The sequence below is a fragment of the Methylobacterium persicinum genome, assembly GCF_022179525.1.
Lineage (GTDB): Bacteria > Pseudomonadota > Alphaproteobacteria > Rhizobiales > Beijerinckiaceae > Methylobacterium > Methylobacterium persicinum.
This window is the reverse complement of the sequence record NZ_BPQX01000049.1, coordinates 1-25,446: the sequence shown is the minus strand read 5'-3', so window position 1 is coordinate 25,446 and position 25,446 is coordinate 1. Positions and strand designations below refer to the sequence as shown.

General features: G+C 69.4%; 16 protein-coding genes. 6 read left to right on the top strand and 10 right to left on the bottom strand.

The features are described from left to right. The first annotated feature begins 270 nt into the window (after positions 1-270). The 3 genes from MFF22_RS19340 (at position 271) to glgB (ending at position 9,294) form a co-directional block, all read left to right on the top strand. Positions 271-3,651 carry a maltotransferase domain-containing protein gene (locus MFF22_RS19340; protein ID WP_238251207.1) on the top strand — a complete coding sequence of 1,127 codons (3,381 nt, stop codon included), beginning with the start codon at positions 271-273 and terminating at the stop codon, positions 3,649-3,651. A 97-nt stretch (positions 3,652-3,748) separates the two neighbouring features. Continuing rightward, complete coding sequence (treS, locus tag MFF22_RS19335; RefSeq protein WP_238251205.1) at positions 3,749-7,021, top strand: maltose alpha-D-glucosyltransferase; 3,273 nt, start codon at positions 3,749-3,751, stop codon at positions 7,019-7,021. Continuing rightward, positions 7,018-9,294, top strand: a complete 2,277-nt coding sequence (gene glgB / locus MFF22_RS19330) for a 1,4-alpha-glucan branching protein GlgB (protein ID WP_238251195.1) — start codon at positions 7,018-7,020, stop codon at positions 9,292-9,294. The genes treS and glgB overlap by 4 nt, the downstream gene beginning before the upstream one ends. Before the next feature lie 168 nt (positions 9,295-9,462). Here glgB and glgA read toward each other — a convergent pair whose 3' ends face one another. After that, complete coding sequence (gene glgA, locus MFF22_RS19325; protein ID WP_370877579.1) at positions 9,463-10,905, bottom strand: glycogen synthase GlgA; 1,443 nt, start codon at positions 10,903-10,905, stop codon at positions 9,463-9,465. A gap of 655 nt (positions 10,906-11,560) precedes the next feature. Here glgA and MFF22_RS19320 point away from each other — a divergent pair. Both MFF22_RS19320 and MFF22_RS19315 read left to right on the top strand, forming a co-directional pair. Continuing rightward, positions 11,561-13,999, top strand: a complete 2,439-nt coding sequence (locus MFF22_RS19320; protein ID WP_238251192.1) for a glycogen/starch/alpha-glucan phosphorylase — start codon at positions 11,561-11,563, stop codon at positions 13,997-13,999. A 99-nt stretch (positions 14,000-14,098) separates the two neighbouring features. After that, positions 14,099-14,443, top strand: coding sequence for a hypothetical protein (locus MFF22_RS19315; protein ID WP_238251191.1), 345 nt, complete (start codon positions 14,099-14,101; stop codon positions 14,441-14,443). Between the two features lie 18 nt (positions 14,444-14,461). Here the strand turns inward: MFF22_RS19315 and rlmN are convergent, their stop codons facing one another. The 6 genes from rlmN to recQ all read right to left on the bottom strand — a co-directional run bounded on the left by rlmN (position 14,462) and on the right by recQ (position 21,593). Then, positions 14,462-15,742, bottom strand: coding sequence for a dual-specificity RNA methyltransferase RlmN (gene rlmN / locus MFF22_RS19310; RefSeq protein ID WP_238251189.1), 1,281 nt, complete (start codon positions 15,740-15,742; stop codon positions 14,462-14,464). A gap of 233 nt (positions 15,743-15,975) precedes the next feature. Next, on the bottom strand, positions 15,976-16,314 hold the full coding sequence (gene grxD / locus MFF22_RS19305; protein ID WP_238251180.1) for a Grx4 family monothiol glutaredoxin: 339 nt from the start codon (positions 16,312-16,314) through the stop codon (positions 15,976-15,978). A 29-nt stretch (positions 16,315-16,343) separates the two neighbouring features. Further along, complete coding sequence (locus MFF22_RS19300) at positions 16,344-16,853, bottom strand: DUF29 domain-containing protein (RefSeq protein WP_283206196.1); 510 nt, start codon at positions 16,851-16,853, stop codon at positions 16,344-16,346. Positions 16,854-16,888: 35 nt separating this feature from the next. Further along, positions 16,889-17,125, bottom strand: coding sequence for a BolA/IbaG family iron-sulfur metabolism protein (locus tag MFF22_RS19295; RefSeq protein ID WP_238251170.1), 237 nt, complete (start codon positions 17,123-17,125; stop codon positions 16,889-16,891). Between the two features lie 15 nt (positions 17,126-17,140). Then, a complete protein-coding gene (purL, locus tag MFF22_RS19290; RefSeq protein ID WP_238251163.1) occupies positions 17,141-19,366 on the bottom strand; it encodes a phosphoribosylformylglycinamidine synthase subunit PurL in 2,226 nt (741 codons plus the stop codon). A 385-nt stretch (positions 19,367-19,751) separates the two neighbouring features. Continuing rightward, positions 19,752-21,593 carry a DNA helicase RecQ gene (gene recQ / locus MFF22_RS19285; RefSeq protein ID WP_238251161.1) on the bottom strand — a complete coding sequence of 614 codons (1,842 nt, stop codon included), beginning with the start codon at positions 21,591-21,593 and terminating at the stop codon, positions 19,752-19,754. A gap of 80 nt (positions 21,594-21,673) precedes the next feature. On the opposite strand from recQ, the gene MFF22_RS19280 reads away from it, so the two are divergent. Next, positions 21,674-21,919: a type II toxin-antitoxin system VapB family antitoxin gene (locus tag MFF22_RS19280; RefSeq protein WP_238251159.1), complete on the top strand. Its 246-nt coding sequence runs from the start codon at positions 21,674-21,676 to the stop codon at positions 21,917-21,919. Between the two features lie 150 nt (positions 21,920-22,069). Here the strand turns inward: MFF22_RS19280 and denD are convergent, their stop codons facing one another. The 3 genes from denD to otnI form a co-directional block, all read right to left on the bottom strand. After that, positions 22,070-23,038: a D-erythronate dehydrogenase gene (denD, locus tag MFF22_RS19275; protein ID WP_238251149.1), complete on the bottom strand. Its 969-nt coding sequence runs from the start codon at positions 23,036-23,038 to the stop codon at positions 22,070-22,072. A 79-nt stretch (positions 23,039-23,117) separates the two neighbouring features. Further along, positions 23,118-24,407 carry a 3-oxo-tetronate kinase gene (gene otnK, locus MFF22_RS19270; RefSeq protein ID WP_238251126.1) on the bottom strand — a complete coding sequence of 430 codons (1,290 nt, stop codon included), beginning with the start codon at positions 24,405-24,407 and terminating at the stop codon, positions 23,118-23,120. Between the two features lie 5 nt (positions 24,408-24,412). Continuing rightward, entirely contained in the window at positions 24,413-25,189 is a 777-nt protein-coding gene (gene otnI / locus MFF22_RS19265; protein WP_238251123.1) for a 2-oxo-tetronate isomerase, read from the bottom strand. Between the last annotated feature and the right edge of the window lie 257 nt (positions 25,190-25,446).

Here is a 25,446-nt window from a genome sequence, read left to right as displayed (position 1 = left end):
GAAGGCCTCATCCTGAGGTGTTCGCGTCAGCGGGCCTCGAAGGAGGGATCCAGGGATCGCTGAGCCATCTGGAGCCCTCCTTCGAGGCTGCTGCGCAGCACCTCAGGATGAGGAGGCGGGGTGAGATTGGGGGCGGCCGCAGCCGAGCACGAAGGGTGACCCGAGACCGTCACAGGTCCCGCGGTAGGGCAGCAGCATACGACAGACGCGCGAAAAGGCGGCACGGGCGTGCGCTTCACGCGTTAGCGAGCAGGCAGGAGAGACATCCGGATGAACGCACCGACCAAGGCGGCAGCGCCCGCGCAGGCGACGGGCACCCCTGGCGTGTTGCCGGCCTCCCTCGCCCCACGGGCCGAGGGGCCGCGGATCTACAACCTGTTCCCGCTCCTCGTCGGGCGGGTGGCGGATTGGGCCAGGGAACTGCCGCGCATCGCCGATCTCGGCTTCGACTGGATCTACCTCAACCCGTTCCACCAGACCGGCGGCTCGAAGAGCCTCTACGCGGTCGCCGATACGGACCGCCTCGACGAGCGCCTGCGCGATCAGGACGGCACTCCCGACGACGAGCAGATCCGCCGGTTCTGCGCCGCCGCCCGGGCCGCCGGGATCGGCGTGATGACCGACCTCGTCATCAACCACACCGCCGACAATGCCCGCCTCGTGCACGAGCGCCCCGACCTGTTCATGCGCGAACCCGACGGCTCGATCATGCATCCGGCCGCCGTCGATCCGGACGACCCGTCGATCCGCACGGTCTGGGGCGACCTCGCCGAACTCGACTACCATAGCCCCGCCGCCCGGCAGGCGCTGACGGAGATCTTCGCCGGCTACGTCGCCCGGATGCAGGATCTCGGCGTCGGCGGCTTCCGCTGCGATGCCGCCTACAAGGTGCCGCCGGAGGTGTGGCGCGTGCTCATCGCCGCCGCCAAGGAGAAGGACCCGACCTGCCTCTTCGCCGCCGAGACCCTGGGCTGCACCTTCGAGGAGGCCCGGGCCACCGCCGGGGCCGGGTTCGACTACCTGTTCAACTCCTTCGCGTGGTGGGACCTGAAGGCCCCCTGGGCCCTGGAGCAGTACGAGCGCCTGCGCATCCTCGCCCCCTCCATCGCCTTCCCCGAGAACCACGACATGAAGCGCCTCGCCGCCGGGATCGGCGGCGGGCCGGAGGCGGTGGCGGCGCAGCTGCGCACCCGCTACGCGCTGGCCGCCTTCTTCTCGGCGGGCGTGCTGATGCCGATCGGCTACGAATGGGGCTACCGCCGGGCGCTCCACGTCGTCGACAGCCATCCGGGCGACCGGGAGCACGACACCGGCATCGACATCTCCGACTACGTCCGGGCGATCAACGCCCTCAAGGCCGAGTTGCCCGCCGCCAACGTCGAGGGGGCGCAGGCGCGGCTCTCCTCGCCGGATGCCGGCTTCGTGGCGCTGGCCCGCTATGACACCGGCCACCACGCCTCCGCCCGGCATGCGGTGATCGTGCTCTACAACCCGACCGGGGCGCCGGCCCCGGTGGAGGCCGGGCCGCTCATCGCCCGCACGGGCGGGTTGCTCGGCCCCTTCGTGGACCGGACGCCGATGGTCGAGCCCATCGCCTTCCATACGGGCAGCCATGTGGACCTCGCCCCGGGCGAGCTGCGCATCCTCGCGGCCGCCAAGGCCGCCGTCGCCCGCCTGCCCTCCAAGGGCGAGCCCGCTGGCGAGGGCCGGGTCGTCATCGAGGCCGTGACCCCGGAACTCGACGGCGGCCGCTCGGCGGTGAAGCGGGTCGTCGGTGAGGAATTGCGGGTCGAGGCCGACATCTTCTCCGACGGCCACGAGATCATCGCTGCCGCGATCCATTCGCGCCTCGCCGGGGCGGGTGAGTGGCGCGAGGACCCGATGGTCTTCGTGGACAACGACCGCTGGGCGGGCCGCTTCCCCCTGGAGCGCAACGGCCGCTACGAATTCACCCTCGTGGCGTGGCGCGACCCCTTCGCGTCGTGGATGCGCGACACGATCAAGAAGCGCGACGCCGGGGTGGACGTGCGGCTTGAGACCATCGAGGGCGTTGCCCTCGTCGAGACAGCCGCCGCCCTGGCGACCGGCCGGGACAAGGACCGCCTGGCGGCCCTGGTTGCGGCACTCAACGCCGAGCAGAAGGGCTCCGCGGCCCAGCTCGACAAAATCCTGGCGGCGGATTCCGTTGTCCTGGTGCGGCCCCATGCCGAGCGGGTGAACCTGTCGCGCTATCCGGTGATCATCCCCGTCATCGCCGACCGCCTCGCGGCCCGGTTCTCGGCCTGGTACGAGATCTTCCCCCGCTCGCAGTCGATGGACGTCAACCGCCACGGTACGTTCGATGACGTGATCGCAAGGCTTCCGGAGATCCGCGAACTCGGCTTCGATGTGCTCTACTTCACGCCGATCCACCCGGTGGGGCGCACCAACCGCAAGGGCAAGAACAACACCCTGAAGGCGCTGCCCGGCGATGTCGGCTCGGTCTACGCGGTCGGCGCGGAGGAGGGCGGCCACGAGGCCGTCCACCCGGACCTCGGTACGCTGGAGGATTTCGAGCGGCTGGTGGCGGCGAGCCACGCCTACGGCATGGAGATCGCCCTCGATTTCGCGATCCAGTGCTCGCCGGACCATCCCTGGATCAAGAACCACCCGGAATGGTTCGAATGGCGCCCGGACGGGACGCTCAAGTTCGCCGAGAACCCGCCGAAGAAGTACGAGGACATCTCGAACGTCCACTTCTACGGCGGCGCCCTGCCGTCCCTCTGGATCGAGTTGCGGGACATCCTCCTCGGCTGGTGCCAGCGCGGGGTGCGGATCTTCCGGGTCGACAACCCCCACACCAAGCCGATTCCCTTCTGGGAATGGGTGATCGGCGAGGTCAACGGCGCCTTCCCCGACGCGATCTTCCTCGCGGAGGCCTTCACCCGGCCGAAGATGATGAAGAAGCTCGCCAAGGCCGGCTACCAGCAGAGCTACACCTACTTCACGTGGCGCAACACCAAGGCCGAGCTGATCGAGTACGGCACCGAACTCGCGGGCGAGATGGGCGAGTACTATCGCCCGAATTTTTTTGCGAATACGCCGGACATCAACCCCTACTATCTCCAGACCAGCGGGCGCGCAGGCTTCGTGGTGCGCGCGACTCTGGCGGCCACGCTCTCATCCGTCTACGGGATCTACAACGGCTTCGAATTGTGCGAGGCCGCGCCCTATCCCGGCAAGGAAGAGTACCTGAACTCGGAGAAATACGAGATCAAGGCGTGGGATTACGACCGGCCGGGCAACATCCGCGAGCACATCGTCAAGCTCAACCGGATCCGGCGGGAGAACCCCGCCCTGTGGGACTTCCGCAACGTCGCCTTCACACCGGCCTGGAACGAGAACATCATCGCCTACGCGAAGACCACGCCGAACGGCGACAACTGCGTCTTCGTGATGGTGAACCTCGACCCCAAGAACCGTCAGGAATGCAGCTACGAGGTGCCCCTGTGGCTCTTCGGCCTGCCCGACGACGGGGCGGTGGAGGTCGAGGACCTTCTCCAGGGCTACACCTTCTCCCTGCGGGGCAAGGGGCACCGGATCGCCCTCGATCCGGCGGAACGGTCCTGTGTCATCTGGCGCCTGACCTCACCACGACGGGTTGCAGGCTGAGGCCGCCCGTGGCACCTGCGGCGGTCTCGACGACCGCCCGGCCGCCGGTCGCGTTCTCGGCCGGTTCCTTCGACTTCACCGATGAGGCAGCGACGCGATGATCGATCGCAGCGATCCGCAATGGTACCGGGACGCCATCATCTACCAGATCCACGTCAAGTCGTTCTTCGACTCGAACAATGACGGGATCGGCGACTTCGAGGGGCTGACCCAGCGGCTCGATTACGTCCGCGACCTCGGAGTCACGGCGATCTGGCTGATGCCGTTCTACCCCTCGCCGCTCCGGGACGACGGCTACGACATCGCCGACTACGAGGACATCAACCCCTCCTACGGGACGATGGAGCAGTTCCGCGCCTTCGTGGACGCCGCCCACGAGCGGGGCCTCCGGGTCATCACCGAGCTCGTCATCAACCACACCTCGGACCAGCACCCCTGGTTCCAGGCCGCCCGCGAGGCGCCCCCCGGCTCCCCGGAGCGCGAGTTCTACGTCTGGTCGGACACCGACGAGCCGTACAAGGACACGCGGATCATCTTCCTCGACACCGAGGCGTCGAACTGGACCTGGGACCCGGTCGCCAAGCAGTATTTCTGGCACCGGTTCTACAGCCACCAGCCCGACCTAAACTTCGACAACCCGAAGGTGCTGGAAGCGGTCATCGACGTGATGCGCTACTGGCTCGACATGGGCGTCGACGGCCTGCGGCTCGACGCGATCCCCTACCTGATCGAGCGCGACGGCACGAACTGCGAAAACCTGAAAGAGACCCACGACGTCATCAAGGCGATCCGGGCGGCGCTGGACGCCAGCTACCCGGACCGGATGCTGCTGGCCGAGGCCAACCAGTGGCCGGAGGAGACCGCGCAGTATTTCGGCGACGGCGACGAATGCCACATGGCGTTCCACTTCCCGCTGATGCCGCGGATGTACATGGCGATCGCCCGGGAGGACCGGCACCCGATCACCGACATCATGCGCCAGACCCCGGAAATCCCGGAGGGCTGCCAGTGGGCCATCTTCCTGCGCAACCACGACGAGCTCACGCTCGAAATGGTGACCGCTGAAGAGCGCGATTATCTCTGGTCGTTCTACGCCGCCGAGCGCCGGGCCCGGATCAACCTCGGCATCCGCCGCCGCCTCGCGCCGCTGCTGGAGAACGACCGGCGCAAGATCGAATTGATGAAGTCCCTCGTCCTGTCGATGCCCGGCACGCCGGTGCTCTACTATGGCGACGAGATCGGCATGGGCGACAACATCTACCTCGGCGACCGCGACGGGGTGCGCACGCCGATGCAGTGGAGCCCGGACCGCAACGGCGGCTTCTCCCGGGCGAACCCGCAGAAGTTGTTCCTGCCGGCGATCCAGGACCCGATCTACGGCTTCGACGCCATCAACGTCGAGGCGCAGACCCAGGCCCAGACCAGCCTGCTGAACTGGACCCGGCGGATGATCGCCATCCGCAACAACAGCGTGGCGCTGGGGCGGGGGACGATCCAGTTCCTGTACCCGTCGAACCGCAAGGTGCTCGCCTGGATCCGCGAGCACGAGGGCGAGCGGGTCCTCTGCGTCGCCAACCTCTCCCGGGCGCCCCAGGCGGTGCAGCTCGACCTGTCGGAGTTCCGCACGGCGGTGCCGATTGAGCTCACCGGCGGCACCGAGTTCCCGGCCATCGGCGAGTTGCCCTACCTGCTGACCCTGCCGGCCTACGGCTTCTATTGGTTCTCCCTGTCGGCCGCGCGCTCGGGCGTCATCGGCCCGCAGCAGGAGCCGCCGGAGCTGTTCACCATGGTGCTCACCGGGGGCATCGAGAGCCTGATGGCGGGGCGCGAGCGCGTCGCCTTCGAGCGCACCGTGGTGCCGCCGTTCCTGACGAGCCGCCGCTGGTTCGGGGCCAAGGGCTCGCGGATCAAGGGCGTGAAGGTCATCGATTGCGCGGCCTTCGGCCCTCGCGAGGGCGGCGAGCCGCGCTACCTGCTGCCGCGTCTGGCCGTCTCGCTCGCCAACGGCGAGACCCACGAGTACTTCGTGCCGGTGGGCGTCGACGAGGGCCGCGAGGATGCGGACCTGATGGAATTCGCCGTGGCGCGGGTGCGCCGGGGCCCGCGCACCGGCCTGCTCTACGGGGCGGCCGGCTCCAACGACTTCGCCGCCTGCCTCATCGAGGACATGCGCCTGCACCGGGAGATCCCGACCGAGGGCGGCCGGCTCGTCTTCTCGACCACCTCCGCCTTCGATCCGGGCATCACCATCGATGTGGCGGACATCCGCCGCCTCAAGGCCGAGCAGAGCAACACCTCCATCGCGGTGGGCTCGAAGCTGATGCTCAAGCTCCTGCGCCGGCTCCAGCCGGGGATGCACCCGGAGATCGAGGTCGGGCGCTTCCTCACGGAGGTGGCGGGCTTCCCCCACACCCCGGCCCTGCTCGGGACCCTGGAACACGTCGCCGAGGACGGCACCCGCACGGCGCTCGCCGTGCTGCAGAGGTTCGTCCTCAACCAGGGCGATGCGTGGACCCTGATGCTGGAGGGCCTGCGCCGGGACTTCGAGACCGTGGTGCTCGCCCCCGAGAGCGAGGCGCTCGGCCCGGAGGAGGCGTTCCGCGATCACATGCGCTGGGCCGACCTCCTCGGCCAGCGCACGGCCCAGATGCACGCCGCCTTCGCCATGGAGACGGACGACCCGGCCTTCGCCGCCGAGCCGTTCGAGGAGGGCGACCTCGCCACCCTCGCCAAGGACGCGCGCCATCAGGCGGAGCGGGCGTTCCGGGGCCTCAAGGGCCTTGCCGAGCGGGGCCTCGACGCCGGGAAGGAGGCCTGCGCCAACCTTCTGGGCCGCCGGGCGGAGGTCGAGGCGCTGATCGAGCGCCTCGCCGACGGCGCCCCCCGGGGGGCGCACCGGATCCGCATCCACGGGGATTACCACCTCGGGCAGGTGCTGGTGGCCGAGAGCGACCTGATCATCGTGGATTTCGAGGGCGAGCCCTCGCGGCCGGCGGACGAGCGGCGGGCCAAATCGATGCCCCTGCGCGACGTCGCCGGGATGATGCGCTCCTTCGCCTACGGCGCCGAGACGGTGATCCGCGAGATCACCAGCCGCTTCGCCGATTCGGAGGAGCGGGCCCGGGCCGCCGCCACCGCGTGGCGCGGCATGATCGATGCAGCCTTCCTCGCCGGCTACCAGGGTGCCGTCGAGGGCACCCGGGCCGCCGTGACCGACCCCGCCACCCGTGAGCGCCTCCTGCGGCTCTGCCTGTTGACCAAGGCGCTCTACGAGGTGGACTACGAGGCCAACAACCGTCCGGACTGGATCGAAATTCCCGCAAGGGGGGTTCTTTCCATTCTGGACGAGGACGGAGAGCGTTCCGAATGACGGTGACCGACGAGACCTTCGCGCCGCGGGCCGGGGAGGGAGCTTCCGGCTCCGTCGCAGGCTCCGAGCGCGCCGCGTCCCCCGCGATCCCGACCGTCCACCCGGATGCGGTCGCCGCGATCATGGCCGCCAGCCACGGCGACCCCTTCTCCGTGCTCGGTCCGCACCGGGTCGGCCCCCAACACTGGGAGGTCCGCGCCGTCCTGCCCGAGGCCCGGGCCGCGCGCCTGATCCTCGACGGGAGCCAGGTGCCCTTCGAGAAGCGGCACAACGACGGCTTCTTCGTCGCCCGCGTCGAAGGGGAGGGCCGCCCCCTCTACGAGATCGAGGTCGAGACCTGGGACGGCCGGACGAGCCGCCGCTACGACCCCTACGGGTTCGGCTCGTCCATCGAGCAGTACGACGTCGCGGGCCTGCGCGAGGTCGGCACCAACCTCGTCTACCGGATCCTCGGCGCCCAGGCCGGGCGCCTCGACGGGATCGACGGTTTCCGCTTCGCCGTCTGGGCGCCCAACGCCAAGAAGGTGAGCGTCGTCGGCGACTTCAACGAATGGGACGGCCGCCGCAACCCGATGCGACTGTGGCAGGACGGCGGGGTGTGGGAGCTGTTCGTCCCGGGCCTCGAGCCCGGCGGGCGCTACAAGTTCGAGATCCGGGGGCCTGACGGCGCCCTCGTGCCCCTCAAGGCCGACCCGGTGGCCTTCGCCGCCGAGCACCCGCCCGCCACGGGCTCGATCCTGCACGGATTGGGTTCCTTCGACTGGCGGGACGACGGCTGGATGGGCAGCCGCGGCGCCAAGGACCCGCGCCATACGGCGATCTCCATCTACGAGGTCCATCTCGGCTCGTGGATGCGGGTGCCGGAGGAGGGCAACCGCTACCTCACCTACAAGGAACTGGGGGAGCGGCTGATCCCCTACGTCAAGGATATGGGCTTCACCCATATCGAGATGCTGCCGATCACCGAGTTCCCCTTCGACGGATCCTGGGGCTACCAGCCTGTCTCCCTGTTCGCGCCGACGAGCCGCTTCGGCACGCCGGAGGAGTTCGCCGCCTTCGTCGACGCCGCCCACGAGGCCGGCATTGGCGTGATGCTGGACTGGGTGCCGGGGCACTTCCCCCTCGACGCCCACGGGCTCGGCCAGTTCGACGGCACGCATCTCTACGAGCATGCCGACCCCCGCCAGGGCTTCCACCAGGATTGGGGCACCTACATCTACAATTTCGGGCGCACCGAGGTCGCGAGCTTCCTCACCGCCAACGCCCGGTTCTGGCTGGAGCACTACCACCTCGACGGCCTGCGCGTGGATGCCGTCGCCTCGATGCTCTACCTCGACTACTCGCGCCGCCAGGGCGAGTGGATCCCGAACCGCTACGGCGGCAACGAGAATCTCGACGCCATCGACTTCCTGCGCAAGACCAACGAGGCGACCTACAGCCACGCGCCGGGCACCATCACGGTGGCCGAGGAATCGACCTCCTGGCCGGGCGTCTCGCACCCGACCTACACGGGCGGCCTCGGCTTCGGCTTCAAGTGGAACATGGGTTGGATGCATGACACCCTGCACTTCATGCAGGAGGATCCGATCCATCGCCGCTACCACCACCACAACCTGACCTTCGGGCTGCTCTACGCCTTCTCCGAGAACTTCATCCTGCCCCTGTCCCACGACGAGGTGGTGCACGGGAAAGGCTCGCTGCTCGGCAAGATGCCCGGCGACCGCTGGCAGAAGTTCGCCAACCTGCGCGCCTATTTCGGCTTCATGTGGGGGCACCCCGGCAAGAAGCTGCTCTTCATGGGCGGCGAGTTCGGCCAGGAGCGGGAGTGGAACCACGATGCCAGCCTCGACTGGCACCTTCTGGACGACCCGCTGCACAAGGGCGTCAAGGACGTGGTGCGCGACCTGAACCGCCTCTACGCGGCGACGCCGGCCCTCTACAGCCGGGATTCCGAGCACGGCGGGTTCCAGTGGCTCGTGGCCGACGATCAGGACAACAGCGTCATCGCCTGGGCGCGCAAGGGCGCGGGCGGCGAGATCGCCATTGTGGTGTCGAACTTCACGCCGGTCCCCCGGGAGGGCTACCGGATCGGCGTGCCGGCCGGGGGCTTCTACCGGGAGGCGTTCAACTCCGATGCCGGGCAGTACGGCGGCTCGAACGTGGGCAACAGCGGTGGCCGCACCGCCGACGCGGAGCCGAGCCACGGGCAGCAGCACTCCCTGAGCCTGACCCTGCCGCCCCTCGCGACGGTGATCTTCGTGCGGGAAGGGTAGGGTCCGACGCCGTTCGCTTCGCTCGCCAGCACCACCGTCCTTGCGAGCGGAGCGAAGCAATCCAGGGATGCGCCACGTCCTGAGACGTCCCGCTGCCCTGGCTTGCTTCGCTGACGCTCGCAAGGACGTCGACGGTCCCCCCGCGAGACGTGGACGGGGAACGCCCGGCTACACCGTGGTCCAGCGCAGGGCGACGCTGTTGCCGATCGCCCGGGCGTAAAGGTCGGCGTAGCTCTCCGCGGCCCGGTCCCAGCCGAACCGGGCGGACATGGCCTTCCGGCGCATGGTATTGAGGCGCTTCTTCTGCCCGAACGCGTCGAGGGCCCGGCGGACCGCCCCGGTGAGGCCGGTGGGGGAGGGCTCCGTGAAGGAAAAACCCGTCGATCCGTCCTCGACCGTGTCGGCGAGGCCCCCGGTCTGGCGCACGATCGGCAGGGAGCCGTAGCGCTGGGCATACATTTGCGCGAGGCCGCAGGGCTCGAAGCGCGAGGGCATCAGCAGGAAGTCGCTGCCCGCGAAGATCCGCCGGGCTTGGCCCTCCTCGAACCCGACATGGACGCCGACCTGCTCCGGATGGCGCTTGGCGAAGCCGCGAAGCGCCCCCTCGAACCGGCCCTCGCCCTGGCCGATCACCACGAGTTGGCCGCCCTCGGCGACGATGGTCTGCGCCGCCTCGAGGCTCAGGTCGATGCCCTTCTGGTGGACCAGCCGGGACACGATGGCGAAGAGCGGCCCGCGGGAGACCGCGAGGCCGAAGTTCTTGCGCACCGAATCGGCGTTGGCGCGCTTGCCCTTCCAGTCGTCCGCCTCGAAGGGCAGGGCGAGGTGGGGGTCGGTGCGCGGGTCCCACGACTCGTCGATGCCGTTGAGGATGCCCGTGAGGCGCCCCTGTCCGGCCCGGACCCGCAGCAGCCCGTCGAGGCCGCAGCCGAGATCCGGGGTCTGGATCTCGCGGGCATAGGTCTCGCTCACCGTGGTGACATGCGAGGCGTAGTACAGGCCTGCCTTCAGGAAGGAGAGCTGCCCGTAGAACTCGCAGCCGTCCATGTGGAAGGCCGCCTCCGGCACGCCGATGCGATGCATGCCGTCCCGGGGGAACAGGCCCTGATAGGCGAGGTTGTGCACCGTCAGCACGCTCGGCAGGCGGACGCCGCGCCATGCGAGATAGGCCGGCGCGAGGGCTGCCTGCCAATCGTGCAGGTGCAGGAGGTCGGCCGCCCAGGCGGGATCGGTCCCAAGGGCGAGGTCCGCCGCCGCGAGACTGAGGCGGGCGAAGCGCACGTCGTTGTCGGCGAAATCCCCCGCGGCGTCGCCGTAGGGCGTGCCGGGGCGCTCGTAGAGCTCCGGCGCGATGAGGACGTAGACGCGCAGGCCGTCGGCCGTCTCGGCGAGGCCGAGATCGCAGGGGGGAATACCCGCCAGCCCGTCGAGCCGGGCCACCACCGGGATGTCCGGGAAGGCCGCGCGCACCTGCGGGTAGCCGGGGATCAGGACGCGGACGTCGTAGAGGCTCCGGAGAGCCCGGGGCAGGGCGGCGGACACCTCGCCCAGGCCGCCGGTCTTCACGAAATCCGCCATCTCCGGAGTAGCGTAAAGGATGCGTCGGCCCATCGGGAGACGGGGGGCGACGGACTTGTACGAACACGTCTCGGACTTCCGCGCGGTCAGTCCGGAGCGGTGCACGTGGAGCATCGGCGGGATCCCGGCCCGGGTGAAATGCCCCGGTTGTGCAAAGACCGGGTCCAACGGAATTGCCGCGATCTCAACCACGCCTAACGCTCCTGCCCCTGCGCCAGTTCCGCTGCGACGCACAAACGGGGCCACTTTTTCGGTTAAAACCCAGTTATCGTTCGCCGCGATGCCGAACGAAAAGAATCGTTTCCGGGCCTGGCGATGCTCCTGGACACCATTCCTTCATTTCGCAATGCGGCTAGAGCGCACAAAACCCGCCGCAAGTCCGGCCCGGATGGTCAACGCTTGATTGCATCGGCGCTGTGGCTATCTTGGCACAGTGCGATGTTGCCGAAAGCGGGATGCCCGTCCAAGCGGGTCATTGCCTCGACTTTGCCCGAGACCGTCCACACACTTGGCGCGGTCGGGGTCAGGCAGAACGCCTGTTCATTCGGCGGCAATCTGCGAAGAAGCATAATCAGCCGACGAATTTGGGGGAACGACTGTGTTAACCGACGTTCTGACGCGCGCCGTTTCGTCTGCCGCCCTGTCCGATACCGGACGCGACGATGGGAAAGCCAAGGCGAGGCCGGCGATGGCGAAATCCCTGCACGCCGGGTCCGGCGACGAGGTGGTCGATCTGCGGGAGGCGATCCGGGCGAAGCTCGGCCTCGTCCTCGGCTGCACGCCGGAGAGTGCCCGCCCCCGGGACTGGTTCGTCGCCACGGCCCTGGCCCTGCGCGACCGGATCGCCGAGGCCGGTCTGCCGAATGCCGCCCAGGTTCCCCCGAAGCGGGTCTACTACCTCTCCCTCGAGTTCCTGATCGGCCGGCTTATGTCGGACGCGCTCAACAATCTCGGCCTCACCGAGACCGTGCGTGAGGCCCTCGCGGAACTCGGCATCGACCTCGACGCCGTGCAGGATGCCGAGCCCGACGCGGCGCTGGGCAATGGCGGCCTTGGGCGCCTCGCCGCCTGCTTCATGGAGAGCATGGCGAGCCTGAAGATCCCCGCCTTCGGCTACGGCATCCGCTACGACCACGGCCTGTTCCGGCAATCCTTCAAGGACGGCTGGCAGCAGGAGGCCCCGGAGACGTGGCTCGCCGAGGGCAACCCCTGGGAGTTCCCCCGGCCCGAGACGACCTACCGGATCGGTTTCGGCGGCGGGGTGACGATGTCCGCCTCGGGTGACGGGATCGCCCGGCGCTGGCAGCCGGCGGAAACGGTCCTGGCCGTGGCCCACGACGTGCCGGTGGTCGGCTGGCGCGGGCGGCAGGTCAACAGCCTGCGCCTCTGGAAGGCCGAGGCGGAGGCCCCGATCGACCTCGCCCGGTTCAACGGCGGCGACCATGTTGGCGCCCTCGCCGGGCGCATGCGCGCCGAGGCGATCTCCCGCGTCCTCTACCCCAGCGATGCCTCCGCGGAGGGGCAGGAGCTGCGCCTGCGCCAGGAATACTTCTTCACCTCGGCCTCCCTCCAGGATCTCGTCGCCCGGCACCGGGCCGAGCGGGGCGACCTGCGCTCCCTGCCCGACCACGCGGCGATCCAGCTGAACGACACCCATCCGGCCATCGCCGTGCCGGAGCTGATGCGCATCCTGACGGACGACCACGGCCTCTCGTTCGAGGATGCGTGGCACGTCACCACCAACACCCTGCACTACACGAACCACACCCTCCTGCCCGAGGCGCTGGAGACCTGGCCGGTGGAACTGATGGAGCGGCTGCTGCCGCGCCACATGCAGATCATCTACCTCATCAACTGGATGCACCTTGAGGAGCAGGGCAAGTCGGGCAAGGGCGACGCCGCCCACCTCGCCTCCGTCTCCCTGATCGACGAGGCGAACGGGCGGCGGGTGCGGATGGGCCACCTCGCCTTCCACGGCGCCCGCCGGGTGAACGGCGTCTCGGCCCTCCACACCGACCTGATGCGATCCACGGTCTTCGCCGACCTGCACGCCCTCGACCCGGACAAGATCGTCAACAAGACCAACGGCATCACCTTCCGGCGCTGGCTGCACACGGCCAATCCCGGCCTCACCCGCCTCGCCGTCGAGGCCCTGGGCGAGGGGGTGCTCGACAACCCCGAGCTCCTGACCGGGCTCGACCGCTTCGCGGCGGATGACGGCTTCGTGTCCCGGTTCCGGGCCGTCCGGCGGGAGCGCAAGCAGGCGCTCGCGGCCATCGTCGCCGACCGGACGGGAATCGATATCGACCCCGATGCGCTCTTCGATGTGCAGGTGAAGCGCATTCACGAATACAAGCGCCAATTGCTCAACGTGATCGAGACCGTGGCGCTGTATCAGGCGATCAAGGCCGAGCCGCACCGGGACTGGACCCCGCGGGTCAAGATCTTCGGTGGCAAGGCGGCGCCGAGCTATGTCCAGGCGAAGCTCATCATCAAGCTCGCCGCCGATGTGGCCCGGGCGGTCAACGACGACCCGCAGGTGGCGGGCCGGCTGAAGGTGGTGTTCCTGCCGAACTACTCGGTGAGCCTCGCGGAGGCGATCATTCCGGCAGCCGACCTGTCGGAGCAGATCTCGACGGCGGGGCTCGAAGCCTCCGGCACCGGCAACATGAAGTTCGCCCTCAACGGCGCGCTGACGGTGGGCACCCTGGACGGTGCCAACATCGAGATCCGCGACCATGTCGGGGCGGAGAACATCTTCATCTTCGGCCTCGACGCGGCGGGCGTGGCGGCCCGGAAGGCGGTGCCGGGCTATGCAAGGGCGGCGATCGAGGCGTCCCCGCGCCTCGCGGCGGCGTTGGACATGATCGCCTCAGGGCGGTTCTCGCCGGAGGAGCCGGGCCGGTTCCGCCCCCTCACCGACGACCTGCGCCACCGCGACCCCTACCTGCTGACCGCCGACTTCGACGATTACTGGCGGACCCAGCGGTCGATCGACGCCGCATGGCGCGACCCTGCGGCTTGGTGGGCCAAGGCGATCCGCAACACGGCGCGGATGGCGTGGTTCTCCTCGGACCGGGCGATGCGCGAATATGCCGAGGAGATCTGGCGGGTCCGCCTGGATTAAGCAGGGGATCCCCAAGGGCTTCAGGCCCCTGGGTGGGGTGCCGGGGCGATGCCCTGGCCATTCACCCCCTGCCCATTCGGAAGGCGTATCCCTCGAATTATGCAAAGCGTTTTCCGGCTCGCCTTCTGGACGGTCCTGGCGGTCCTCGTCTTCGTGACCCTGTCGCCCATCGGCCTGCGGCCGGAGGTGGCGCCCGCCAACCTGGAGCGGTGCGCCGCCTACGCCCTGTTCGGGACCCTCGCGGTCCTCGCCTTCCCCCGGCACCGCTTGGCGATCCTGATCGCCATCCTCGCCGTGGCGGGCATTCTGGAGGCGGGGCAGGGGCTCTCGCCGAGCCGGCACGGCCGGGTGAGCGACTTCCTCGTGAAGGCCGGCAGCGGCGCCGCCGGATGGCTCGCGGCCAGCGCCCTCGTCGCCGTCGCGATGCGGCCGAAGGCGGGATGATCCCGCCCCGGCGGCGGGTCAGTCCTCGTCGCTGATGTAGAGCCCCTCGGCGATGCCGTCCTCCAGCATCATCCGGGCGCGGACGCGCAGCTTCTCGGTCTCGCTCTTGAGCTGGCCGCAGGCGGCGAGGATGTCCCGGCCCCGGGGCGTGCGCACGGGCGAGGCGTAGCCGGCGTTGAACACGATCTCCGAGAAGCGCTCGATCCGCTCCCAGTCGGAGCACTCGTAGCGGCTGCCCGGCCAGGGGTTGAACGGGATCAGGTTGATCTTCGCCGGGATGCCCTTGAGCAGCCGCACGAGCTCCCTCGCGTCGGCATCTGAATCGTTGACGCCCTTCAGCATCACGTACTCGAAGGTGATCCGCCTTGCGTTGTTGAGCCCCGGATAGGCCCGGCACGCGGCGAGCAGGTCGCGGATCGGATACTTGCGGTTGAGCGGCACCAACTCGTCGCGGAGGTCGTCCCGCACGGCGTGGAGGGAGATCGCCAGCATGGCGTTGGCTTCGGCGCCGAGGCGGGGGATCTGCGGCACCACGCCGGAAGTCGAGACGGTGATCCGCCGCCGGGACAGGCCGAGCCCCTCCTGGTCCGACATCACCCCGACCGCATCGACCACGGCGTCGAAGTTGTAGAGGGGCTCGCCCATGCCCATGAACACGATGTTGGTGACGAGGCGGCCAACCTCGCCGGCACCCGCGGCGTCGCGGCTCGGCATCTGGCCGGTCCAGTCGCCGAGTTCATCCCGGGCGACCACGAGCTGCTGGACGATCTCGGCCGCGGAGAGGTTGCGCACGAGGCGCTGGGTGCCGGTGTGGCAGAACGAGCAGGTGAGGGTGCAGCCGACCTGGCTCGACACGCAGAGCGTGCCGCGGTCCGGGCCGGGGATGTAGACGCACTCGATCTCGGCGCCGCGGTTGTGCTCCTGCGCGTTGGTCGGCGCCATGCGCAGGAGCCACTTGCGGGTCCCGTCGCGGGAGACCTGCCGGCTGACGACCTCCGGCCGTTCCAGGGTGAAGTGCTGCGCCAGCTCGGCCTTCAGGCCCTTGCCGACATTGGTCATCTGGTCGAAGGCGGTGGCGCCGCGCAGGTTGATCCAGTGCCAGACCTGGCCCGCGCGCATCCGGCTCTCGCGCTCGGGCACGCCGGCCTCGATAAGCTGCGCCTTTAGCTCGTCGCGGGTGAGGCCGACGAGGGAGAGCTTCCGGCCGGGCAAGGCGCTGCGCTCGGGCCGGAACTCGGGGGTCTTCTCGATGGCGGAGAAAGCGGCCGCGCGGGCGCTGTCGAGCGACGGCGTCGCCATGGTGATGCACATCCCTTCGGTTGAAGGGAGTTCATATAGGCGATCTCGCCGCCGGATGCGACCGTCTAAGGGCTATGCGCCCCCGGCAACGCACGCCAACCCCGTCATTGCGAGCGAAAGCGAAGCCATCCAGGGCAGCGGGCCGTGTCCGACCGTGGCGTGTCCCTGGATTGCTTCGCTGCGCTCGCAACGACGGAACGGACGATGCCGGGCGCCGGGGCGCCCGGCCGCCCTCATGCGGCGGCGGTCTTCACCGGCACGCCCTTCTCGGCGAGGAAGGTCTGGAGTTCGCCCGACTGGAACATCTCGCGGGTGATGTCGCAACCGCCGACGAACTCGCCCTTCACGTAGATCTGCGGGATGGTCGGCCAGTTGGAGAAGGCCTTGATGCCCTCGCGGATGCTCTGGTCGGCCAGGACGTTCACGCCCTTGAACGGCACGCCGAGGTAATTGAGGATCTGCACCACCTGGCCCGAGAAGCCGCATTGCGGCATCTGCGGCGTGCCCTTCATGAAGACCACCACGTCCTGGGAGGCGATCTCGTTCTGGATGGTCGTGTTGGCGTCGGTCATTGAGGAGTCCTTGGTTCCGTATCCGTGATCTAGTGACGGTCGGGCGTGGATTTCAACACGGCCGCGAGGCGTTCGAGCGCGAGATCCAGGCTGAAATCCTTCGCTGTCAGTTCCTCGGGGGTGAAAGGCATCTGTGCCGGCAAACCGCGCAGAAGCCTGTCTCCGAAGATGTTCAGCGATGCATCGGCCTGCCGCATGGCATTCGTCCAAAGGTGTTCCCAATCGATCCGCTGGTGCATCGACGGCCGATAATGTCGGTAGGCCGCTGCCTGAAACATCACGATCTCCGCGCGCCACGATTGCGTCGGCTGGGATTGCGGTGCGGAGATGTATTTGAGGATGTGAACGAGCATCTGCGAGAGGGCACTGTCGACACCCTTGAAATCGGACCTCCCCACGCTCTCGATCTCCTCGATCACGTTCTCCCAGTCGACCGCGTTCGACAGGTCGCTCCGGGCGGCGAGGGCACGCAGGGCCGCCACCTGTTCGTCGGCCCAGGTCACGATGTCGTCGTCGTAGAGGTTCGGCCGGTCATCCATGGCGCGATCCATCCGGAGCGTTTCCGCGTGGGTCCTCAATCCTGCGGGACGCCCGTGGTCAACGCAAGGGCGTGGAGCACCCCGCCCATGCGCCCCTGGAGCGCCCCGTAGACCATCTGGTGCTGGGCCACACGGGTCTTGCCCTTGAAGGCGTGGCTCAGGACCGTGGCGGCGTAGTGGTCGCCGTCCCCGGCGAGGTCTTGGATCTCAACCTTCGCGTCGGGCAGGGCCTCGACGATCATGCGCTCGATCTCGCGGGCATCCATCGGCATGGGGTTCGTCTCCGTTCAGGCGGCGGGGGCCGCGGGCTGGCTCGCCATGTAGGCCGGCATCCAGCCCTCGTGGGCCTCGCGCAGGTCGGCGACGGGAATGGTCTCGCCGCCGGGAAGGGTGAGGCGGTCGGAGCCGGTGATGCCGACGACCGCGGCCGAGATGCCCTGCGCCGAAGCGCTGTAGAGCAGGTCGGCGGCGGCTTCGGGCTCCACGGCGATCAGGTAGCGGGCCTGATCCTCGCCGAACAGGTAGGCGTGGGCGGGCAGGTCCACCGGCACTTCGGGCAGGGCCGCGCCGATGCCGCCGGCCATCGCCATCTCGGCGAGCGCCACCGCGAGGCCACCATCGGAGAGGTCGTGGACGGTGTCGACGGTGCCCGCGGCGATCAGCCCGCGGACGAAATCGCCATTGCGGCGCTCGAGCCCCAGGTCCACCGGCGGCGGCGCGCCCTCCTCGCGGCCCTCGACCACGGCGAGGTAGGCGGACTGGCCGAGCCAGCCCTCGCCCGCGCCGATCAGAACCAAGGCATCACCCTCACGCTTGAGGGCGATGGTCGCGTGCCGGGTCACGTCGTCGAGGACGCCGACGCCGCCGATGGTCGGGGTGGGCAGGATGCCGACGCCGTTGGTCTCGTTGTAGAGGGAGACGTTGCCGGACACGACCGGGAAGTCCAGCGCCCGGCATGCCTCGCCGATGCCCTGGAGGCATCCGACGAGCTGGCCCATCACCTCCGGCTTCTCCGGGTTGCCGAAGTTGAGGTTGTCGGTGATGGCGAGCGGCCGGGCGCCCACCGCCGTGATGTTGCGCCACGCCTCGGCCACGGCCTGCTTGCCGCCTTCGACCGGATCGGCCTCGCAGTAGCGCGGCGTCACGTCGCAGGTGATGGCGAGGCCCTTCGGCCCGTCCTCGACCCGGACGATGGCCGCGTCGCCTCCGGGCTTCTGCACGGTGTTGCCGAGGATGAAGTGGTCGTACTGCTCGTAGACCCAGCGCTTCGAGGCGAGGTCCGGCGCGGCCAGGAGGCGCGTCAGGGCCCCGGCCAGGGAGGCCGGCGCGGCGACATCACCGGCCTGGATCACCGCTTGGTGGGTGTTGGCGATGTGCGGCCGGTCGTAGAGGGGTGCCTCGTCGCCGAGTTCCTTGATCGGCAGGTCGGCCACCGTCTCGCCGTGCCACTTGATGACGAACCGCAGGGTGTCGGTGGTCTTGCCGATCACCGCGAAGTCGAGGCCCCACTTCACGAAGATCGCCTCGGCCTCGGCCTCCATGCCGGGCTTGAGCACCATGAGCATCCGCTCCTGGCTCTCCGAGAGCATCATCTCGTAGGGGGTCATGCCCGCCTCGCGGGCGGGGACCTTCTCGATGTCCAGTTCGACGCCGAGGTCGCCCTTGGCGCCCATCTCGACCGCCGAGCAGGTCAGCCCCGCCGCGCCCATGTCCTGGATGGCGATGACCGCGCCCGAGGCCATCAGTTCGAGGCAGGCTTCGAGGAGGAGCTTCTCGGCGAAGGGATCGCCGACCTGCACGGTCGGGCGCTTGGCCTCCGTGCCTTCATCGAACTCGGCCGAGGCCATGGTGGCGCCGTGGATGCCGTCCCGGCCGGTCTTGGAGCCGAGATAGACGATCGGGTTCCCGACGCCCGCCGCGGCCGCGTAGAAGATGCCGTCCTGCTTGGCGAGGCCCACCGCCATGGCGTTGACAAGGATGTTGCCGTCGTAGCGCCTATGGAAGCCAACCTGCCCGCCGACGGTCGGCACGCCGAAGGAATTGCCGTAGCCACCGACGCCCGCCACCACGCCGGAGACGAGGCCCCGGGTGCGGGGATGCTCGGGATCGCCGAATCGCAGGGCGTTGAGCGCCGCGATGGGCCGGGCGCCCATGGTGAATACGTCGCGCAGGATGCCGCCCACCCCTGTCGCCGCGCCCTGGTAGGGCTCGATGAAGCTCGGGTGGTTGTGGCTCTCCATCTTGAAGACGCAGGCCAGCCCGTCGCCGATGTCGATGACGCCCGCGTTCTCGCCAGGGCCCTGGATCACCCACGGCGCCGAGGTCGGCAACCCGCGCAGGTGCTTTCGCGAGGACTTGTACGAGCAGTGCTCGTTCCACATCGCCGAGACGATGCCGAGTTCGGTGAGCGTCGGGTCACGGCCGATGAGCGCCCGGAAGCGGTCATACTCGTCCGGTTTGAGGCCGTGCTGGGCCACAAGCTCGGGCGTGATCGGGACATCGTTGCGGAACATGCGGCGGTCTCGACGTACTGGCCTACGGCGGCGGAACCCGGACCGGGCGCTCAGGTGGCCGCGACGGATTAGTGCGTTCCGGACCTGCGATGCAACATCCGGGCTGTCTCTCATGTGAACGAAGGGGGGATCGATTCGGTCTCGATCGGGTGATTCTGCGAGGGTTTTGCTGGTGCGGTGGCGGGCGTCCCCTCTCCCCGCTGGCGGGGAGAGGCCCGTTTGCACCTCGTCGTGCAAACGGGAAGCGAAGGCGAAGCCGGAGTGGCGGTGAGGGGGCTCACCGGATGAGACTCCCCCGGTAAGCCCCCTCACCCTCGGCTGCCGCCCTGCCGCGCCGACGACGGGGTCGTCGCGGCCCTCTCCCCGCAGGCGGGGAGAGGGGAACCTATGTCTCCGCCGCGTGGCTCAGGTATTCCTTGATCGCCTCCGCGAAGCGATCGCCGTAAGCCTCGCGCTTGCGCTCGCCGACGCCGTGGATCGCGCGCATCGCCCAGAGGTCGACGGGCTTTTGCCGGGCCATCTCGATCAGCGTCCGGTCCGGGAAGACCATGAAGGCGGCGATTCCCTCCGCCCTCGCGATGGTGGCGCGCAGGCCGCGCAGATGCTGGAACAGCGCCTCGTCCGCCTCCGGCAGGCCGAGTTCCTCCGCCGCCCGGGGGGCCGTCCGGCGGCGCTCGCGGGATTCTGGCTTGGGTTCCGGGTCCGGCCGCAGGGTGATGGGCTCGCGCCCGTAGAGGATCTCCGTGCCCTTCTCGGTGAGGCTGAGGCCGCCATAGCCGTCGGCGTTCTCCGCCACCGCCCCAGCCGCGAAGAGCTGGCGCAGGATCGCCCGCCATGCCGCCACCGGCTTGTCGGCGCCGACGCCGAAGGTCTTCAGCCCGTCATGGCCGTTCCGGCGGATCGGCTCGCTCTCCTTGCCGTGGACCACGTCGCAGACATAGGCCGCGCCGAAGCGCTGCCCGGTGCGCACGATGGCCGAGAGCAGCTTCTGGGCGGGCACGGTGCCGTCCACCAGCTCCACCCCGTCCCGACACAGGTCGCAGCGACCGCAGCGCCCGCTGGTCTCGCCGAAATAGGCGAGCAGCGATTGCCGCCGGCAGGAGGCGCCCTCGCAGAGCGAGATCATCGCCTCGAGCTTGCGCCGTTCGACCCGGCGGCGCTCGTCGGAGATCTCCTTCTCGTCGATCTGGCGGCGGCGGAGCGCCATGTCGTCCAGGCCGTAGAGGGTCAGCGTGTCGGCGGGCAGGCCGTCGCGGCCGGCGCGGCCGATCTCCTGATAGTAGCCCTCGACGTTGGTCGGCATGTCGGCGTGGATGACGAAGCGCACGTCGGGCTTGTTGATGCCCATGCCGAAGGCGACGGTGGCGGTCATCACCATCCCGTCCTCCTGCAGGAAGCGGTCCTGGTTGCGGGCCCGCGTCCCCTGGTCGAGGCCGGCATGGTAGGGCAGGGCGGTGAACCCGTCCTTGCTGAGCGTTTCGGCCAATTGCTCCGTGCGCTTGCGCGACGAGCAGTAGATGATCCCACTCTCGGAACGGCGGTGACTGAGGAACCGCTCGATTTGTCGGGCCGGGTTGTCCTTCGGCTGGAAGGTCAGGCGGATGTTCGGCCGGTCGAAGGAATGGACGAAGATCTTTGGGTGCCGCCCCTCGGGGAACAGGCGCTCGGCGATCTCGGCCCGGGTGGCGGCGTCGGCGGTGGCGGTGAGGGCCACGGTCTGGACGTTGCCCAAAGCCTCCCGGGCCCGGGCGATCTCCCGGTATTCGGGGCGGAAATCGTGGCCCCATTGCGAGACGCAATGGGCCTCGTCCACGGCGAGCCGCCGCACCCCGGCCCCGCACAGGGCCTCCATGCAGCCGTCCATGAGGAGGCGTTCCGGGGAGACGAACAGCAGGCGCATCGTGCCGTTGCGGATCGCCCGCCACGCCTCGCGGGATTCGGCTTCCGGCACGGTGGAGTTGAGGGTCGCCGCCGGGATGCCGACGCTGCGCATCTGCTGCACCTGATCGTGCATCAGGGCGATGAGCGGCGAGACCACCACGGTGAGCCCGGCATCGACCAGGGCCGGCAACTGGTAAGTCATCGACTTGCCGGAGCCGGTGGGCATCACGGCGAACACGTCCTGCCCGTCGAGGACCGCGCCGATCACCTCGTCCTGGCCGGGCCGGAAATCGTCGTAGCCGAAGGTCTCCTTCAGCGCGGCGCGGGCCTCGTCGAGGCGGGTCATCCGGGTTCTCTCAATGTCTGGTGTGCTTGCGGCAAGGGTCGGGCTGGCTTACGTTTTTCCCGCTCATCACGGAGGCAGCCATGCCGCTCACCATCGCCAGCGACGAGGTCGATCAGCTTGCCGAGAAATTGGCATCGCGGACGGGCGTGAGCAAGGCCGAGGCGGTGCGGGTCGCGTTGGTGCACGAACTGGCGCGGACCGGCAAGACGCTCGCTGAGCGCATCCGGCCGATCCAGGACGAGTTGGCACGCTACCCCAAGACCGGCCTCAAGGCGGACAAGGCGTTCTACGACAGTCTGGATGAAGGGCAGTCAATACAATTGTGAGGGTGCGCGCTATACGGCTATCCCCCGCACCGTCATTGCGAGCGAAGCGAAGCAATCCAGCAGCGCTACGGTTGGAAACGTCTCGCTTTCCTGGATTGCTTCGCTTCGCTCGCAATGACGATGAAGTGGGGAGGGCGGACTCAGCCCCCCTCACCCCCCGTGGAACTCGGCGATGTGCTGGGCCACGATGGCGTCGAACGAGGCGTCCGCCTGGAAGCCCAGGTCCGTTGCGGCCTGGGTGTCGAAGGCAGCGGGCCATGTCTCGACGATGCGCATCACCGCCTCGTCGGGCTCCCGGCGGATCAGGGCGACCGCCTTGTCGCCGGCGGCCCGGCGCAGGGCCTCGATCTCCTCGGCGACCGTCGCGGAGACGCCCGGCATGGTCAGGCTCCGGCGGGTGCCGAGGCGGGTGAGGTCGAGAGCCGCCGCATGGGTGAGGAAACCCACCGCCGCCGCCGGGCTCGCGAACCAGTGCCGCACCGTATCCGGCACGGGCAGGCGGGCTTCCTGCCCGGCCAGCGGCTCGCGGATGATGCCGGAGAAGAAGCCCGAGGCCGCCTTGTTCGGCTTGCCCGGGCGGACGCAGATCGTCGGCAGGCGCAGGCCGATCCCGTCGAAGATGCCCCGTCTCGCGTAGTCGGCGAGCAGCATCTCGCCCATCGCCTTCTGCGTGCCGTAGGAGGTCGCCGGCCGCAGGATGTAATCGTCCGGGATCACCGCGGGGAAGGGCGGGCCGAACACGGCGAGCGAGGAGGTGAACACCACCTTCGGCCGGTAGCCCTCGATCGCGCGGATCGCCTCGAACAGGAACCGCGTGGCGTCGAGGTTCACCCGGTAGCCGAGGTCGAAATTCGCCTCCGCTTCGCCGGAGACCACCGCCGCGAGGTGGAAGATCACCTCCGGCCGGTCGCGGATCGCCGCCTCGGCGGCGCCGGGCACCGACAGGTCGGCGGCCTCCGCGCGCACCGGGCCGGGCACGCCCTCGGGCGCCGTGGGGGCGACCACATCGAGGAGCGTCAGCCCCGTGAGCGGCTGCCCGCCGACTTGTCCCGTGTCCACGAGGGCATCGACGAGGCGCCGGCCGATCATGCCGGCGGCACCGAGAATCAGAGCATGCACGGGAAGCCTCCAAGAATCAGGGGGATCCCAAAGGACTTGGTCCTTTGGTGGGGTCCAGGGGCAAGGCCCCTGGTGCAACTCAGCCCATCATATCGAGGGCTCGGGCGAAGAAGTCGGGGCCGCCGAAATTGCCCGACTTGAGGGCGAGCAGCATCGGCTCCGGGCGTCCGGCACTGCGCAGCACCGGCACGCCGGCGGCGATCTCCGGGCCGACCAGGAAGGCCCGCAGGCCGAGGCGGTCCACCGCCGCCCCGGAGGTCTCGCCCCCGGCGATCACGAGACGGCGCACCCCGCTCGCCACCAGCCCCTCGGCGATGGCCGACAGGGCAGCCTCGACCGCATGGCCGGCGGCCTCGGATCCGTGGCGGGATTGCAGGGCCCGCACCGCCTCGGGCTCGGCGGAGGAGGCGATCAGCACCGGCCCCGCCGCGATCCGCTCCCGGGCGAAGGTCAGCGCCTCGGCAATCACCGCCTCCGGCTCGGCGAGGAGCCGCCCGGCATCGAGGTGCAGCACCGGCATCAGGGCTTCCGCCGCCGCCACCTGCCCGAGGGTCGCCTGCGAGCAGCTTCCGGCGAGGCAGGCGGCATACCCACCGACCGGCTCGCCCACGGCGGCGCCGGCCGCGTCCCGGGTGCCGCGCCCGTCCGCCGCCAGGGCGCGGGCGAGACCCAGGCCGAGGCCCGAGGCGCCCACGGAGACCCTTCGGCCGACGATGGCGCGCCCGAGCGTTTCGAGGTCACGGTCGAATATGGCGTCGGCGATGGCCGCGCCCTTGCCCCCGGCGGCGAGCGCGTCGAGCCGGGCGGCGACCGCCTCCGGCCCCTTCGCGACGGTCGCCATATCGATGAGCCCGACTGCGCTCGCGCTCTGGCGAGCCAGGACCCGCACGAGGTTGGCGTCCCGCATCGGGTTGAGGGGGTGGTCTTTGAGCGGGCTCTCGTCGAGGGGCAGGGCGCCGACGAACAGGTTGCCCTGGTAGACGCTGCGGCCGGTCTCCGGGAAGGCGGGGGTGACCAGCGCAATCGCCTCCCCCGCCGCCTCCCGCAGGGCGTCGGCGACGGGGCCGATATTGCCGGCATCGGTGGAATCGAAGGTCGAGCAGACCTTGAACATCACGTGCGCCGCGCCCCGCTGGCGCAGCCACGCCTCCGCCTCGCGGGAGCGGGCGACGGCCTCCGGTGCCGGGATCGAGCGGCTCTTGAGGGCCACCACCACCGCATCCGTCTCCGGCAGCGGGAGGTCGGGGGCGGGCACGCCGATGGTCTGCACCGTGCGCAGGCCCGCCTTGGTCAGGGTGTTCGCGAGGTCGGAAGCGCCGGTATAGTCGTCGGCCACGCAGCCGAGGGCGAGGGGCTTGGCGGTCGTCATCGGGGTCAGGCCCTCCGATAGGGGGCGAACCAGGACAGGCCCGCCTCGGTGTTCCCCGCCGGGATGTACTCGCAGCCCACGAACTCGTCGTAGCCGAGCCGGTCGAGTTCCGCGAACAGGAACGCGTCGTCCATCTCGCCGGTGCCGGGCTCGTGCCGGTCGGGCACGCTCGCCGTCTGGACATGGCCGACCATCGGCATCAGCGCCCGCAGGCGCATGGTCACGTCGCCGTGCAGGATCTGGCAATGGTAGAGGTCGAACTGGAGCTTCAGGTTCGGCAGGGCGAGTTCACGGATCAGCTCCGCCGCCGCCCCGAAATCGTTGAGGAAGTAGCCCGGCATGTTGCGGGTGTTGATCGGCTCCAGCACGAGGTCGAGCCCGGCTGGGGCGAGCCTTTCGGCGGCATGGACCACTGCCCGGCGGTAGGCATCCCGGGCCGCCGGATCGGCCGGGTCGGCGAGCCCGGCCATCAGGTGCAGGCGCTTCACCCCCGTCGCCTCGGCGTAGCGAAGCGCGGTCTCGACGCCCGCCCTCACTTCATCGAATCGGTGAGGAAGCGCGGCCAACCCCCTCTCGCCTCTGGAAAAGTCCCCCGGTGGCATGTTGAACAGCGCCTGGGTCAGGCCGTTGGCGCGCAGCCTTTCCGCGATGGCCTCGGGCGGGTGCTCGTAGGGGAACAGGAACTCCACTGCCGTGAAGCCTGACCGGGCGGCGGCCTCGAACCGGTCGAGGAACGGCACCTCGTTGAACATCATCGTGAGGTTGGCGGCGAAGCGGGGCATTTCTTTGGGACTTTCTCTCGAACGTCTCCGTCCTTGCGAGCGGAGCGAAGCAATCCAGGGCAGCGCCATAATCGGAAGCGGCCCGCTGCCCTGGGTCGCTTCGCTGCGCTCGCGATGACGGCGGGGCTGACGCCGGGACCGAACGCGATGGTTGCGCCAACCTCCTCCCGTCCTCTCCCTCATCCTGAGGTGCGGCGTCAGCCGCCTCGAAGGAGGGCTCCAGGAATCGCGGAGCCTTCTGGAGCCCTCCTTCGAGG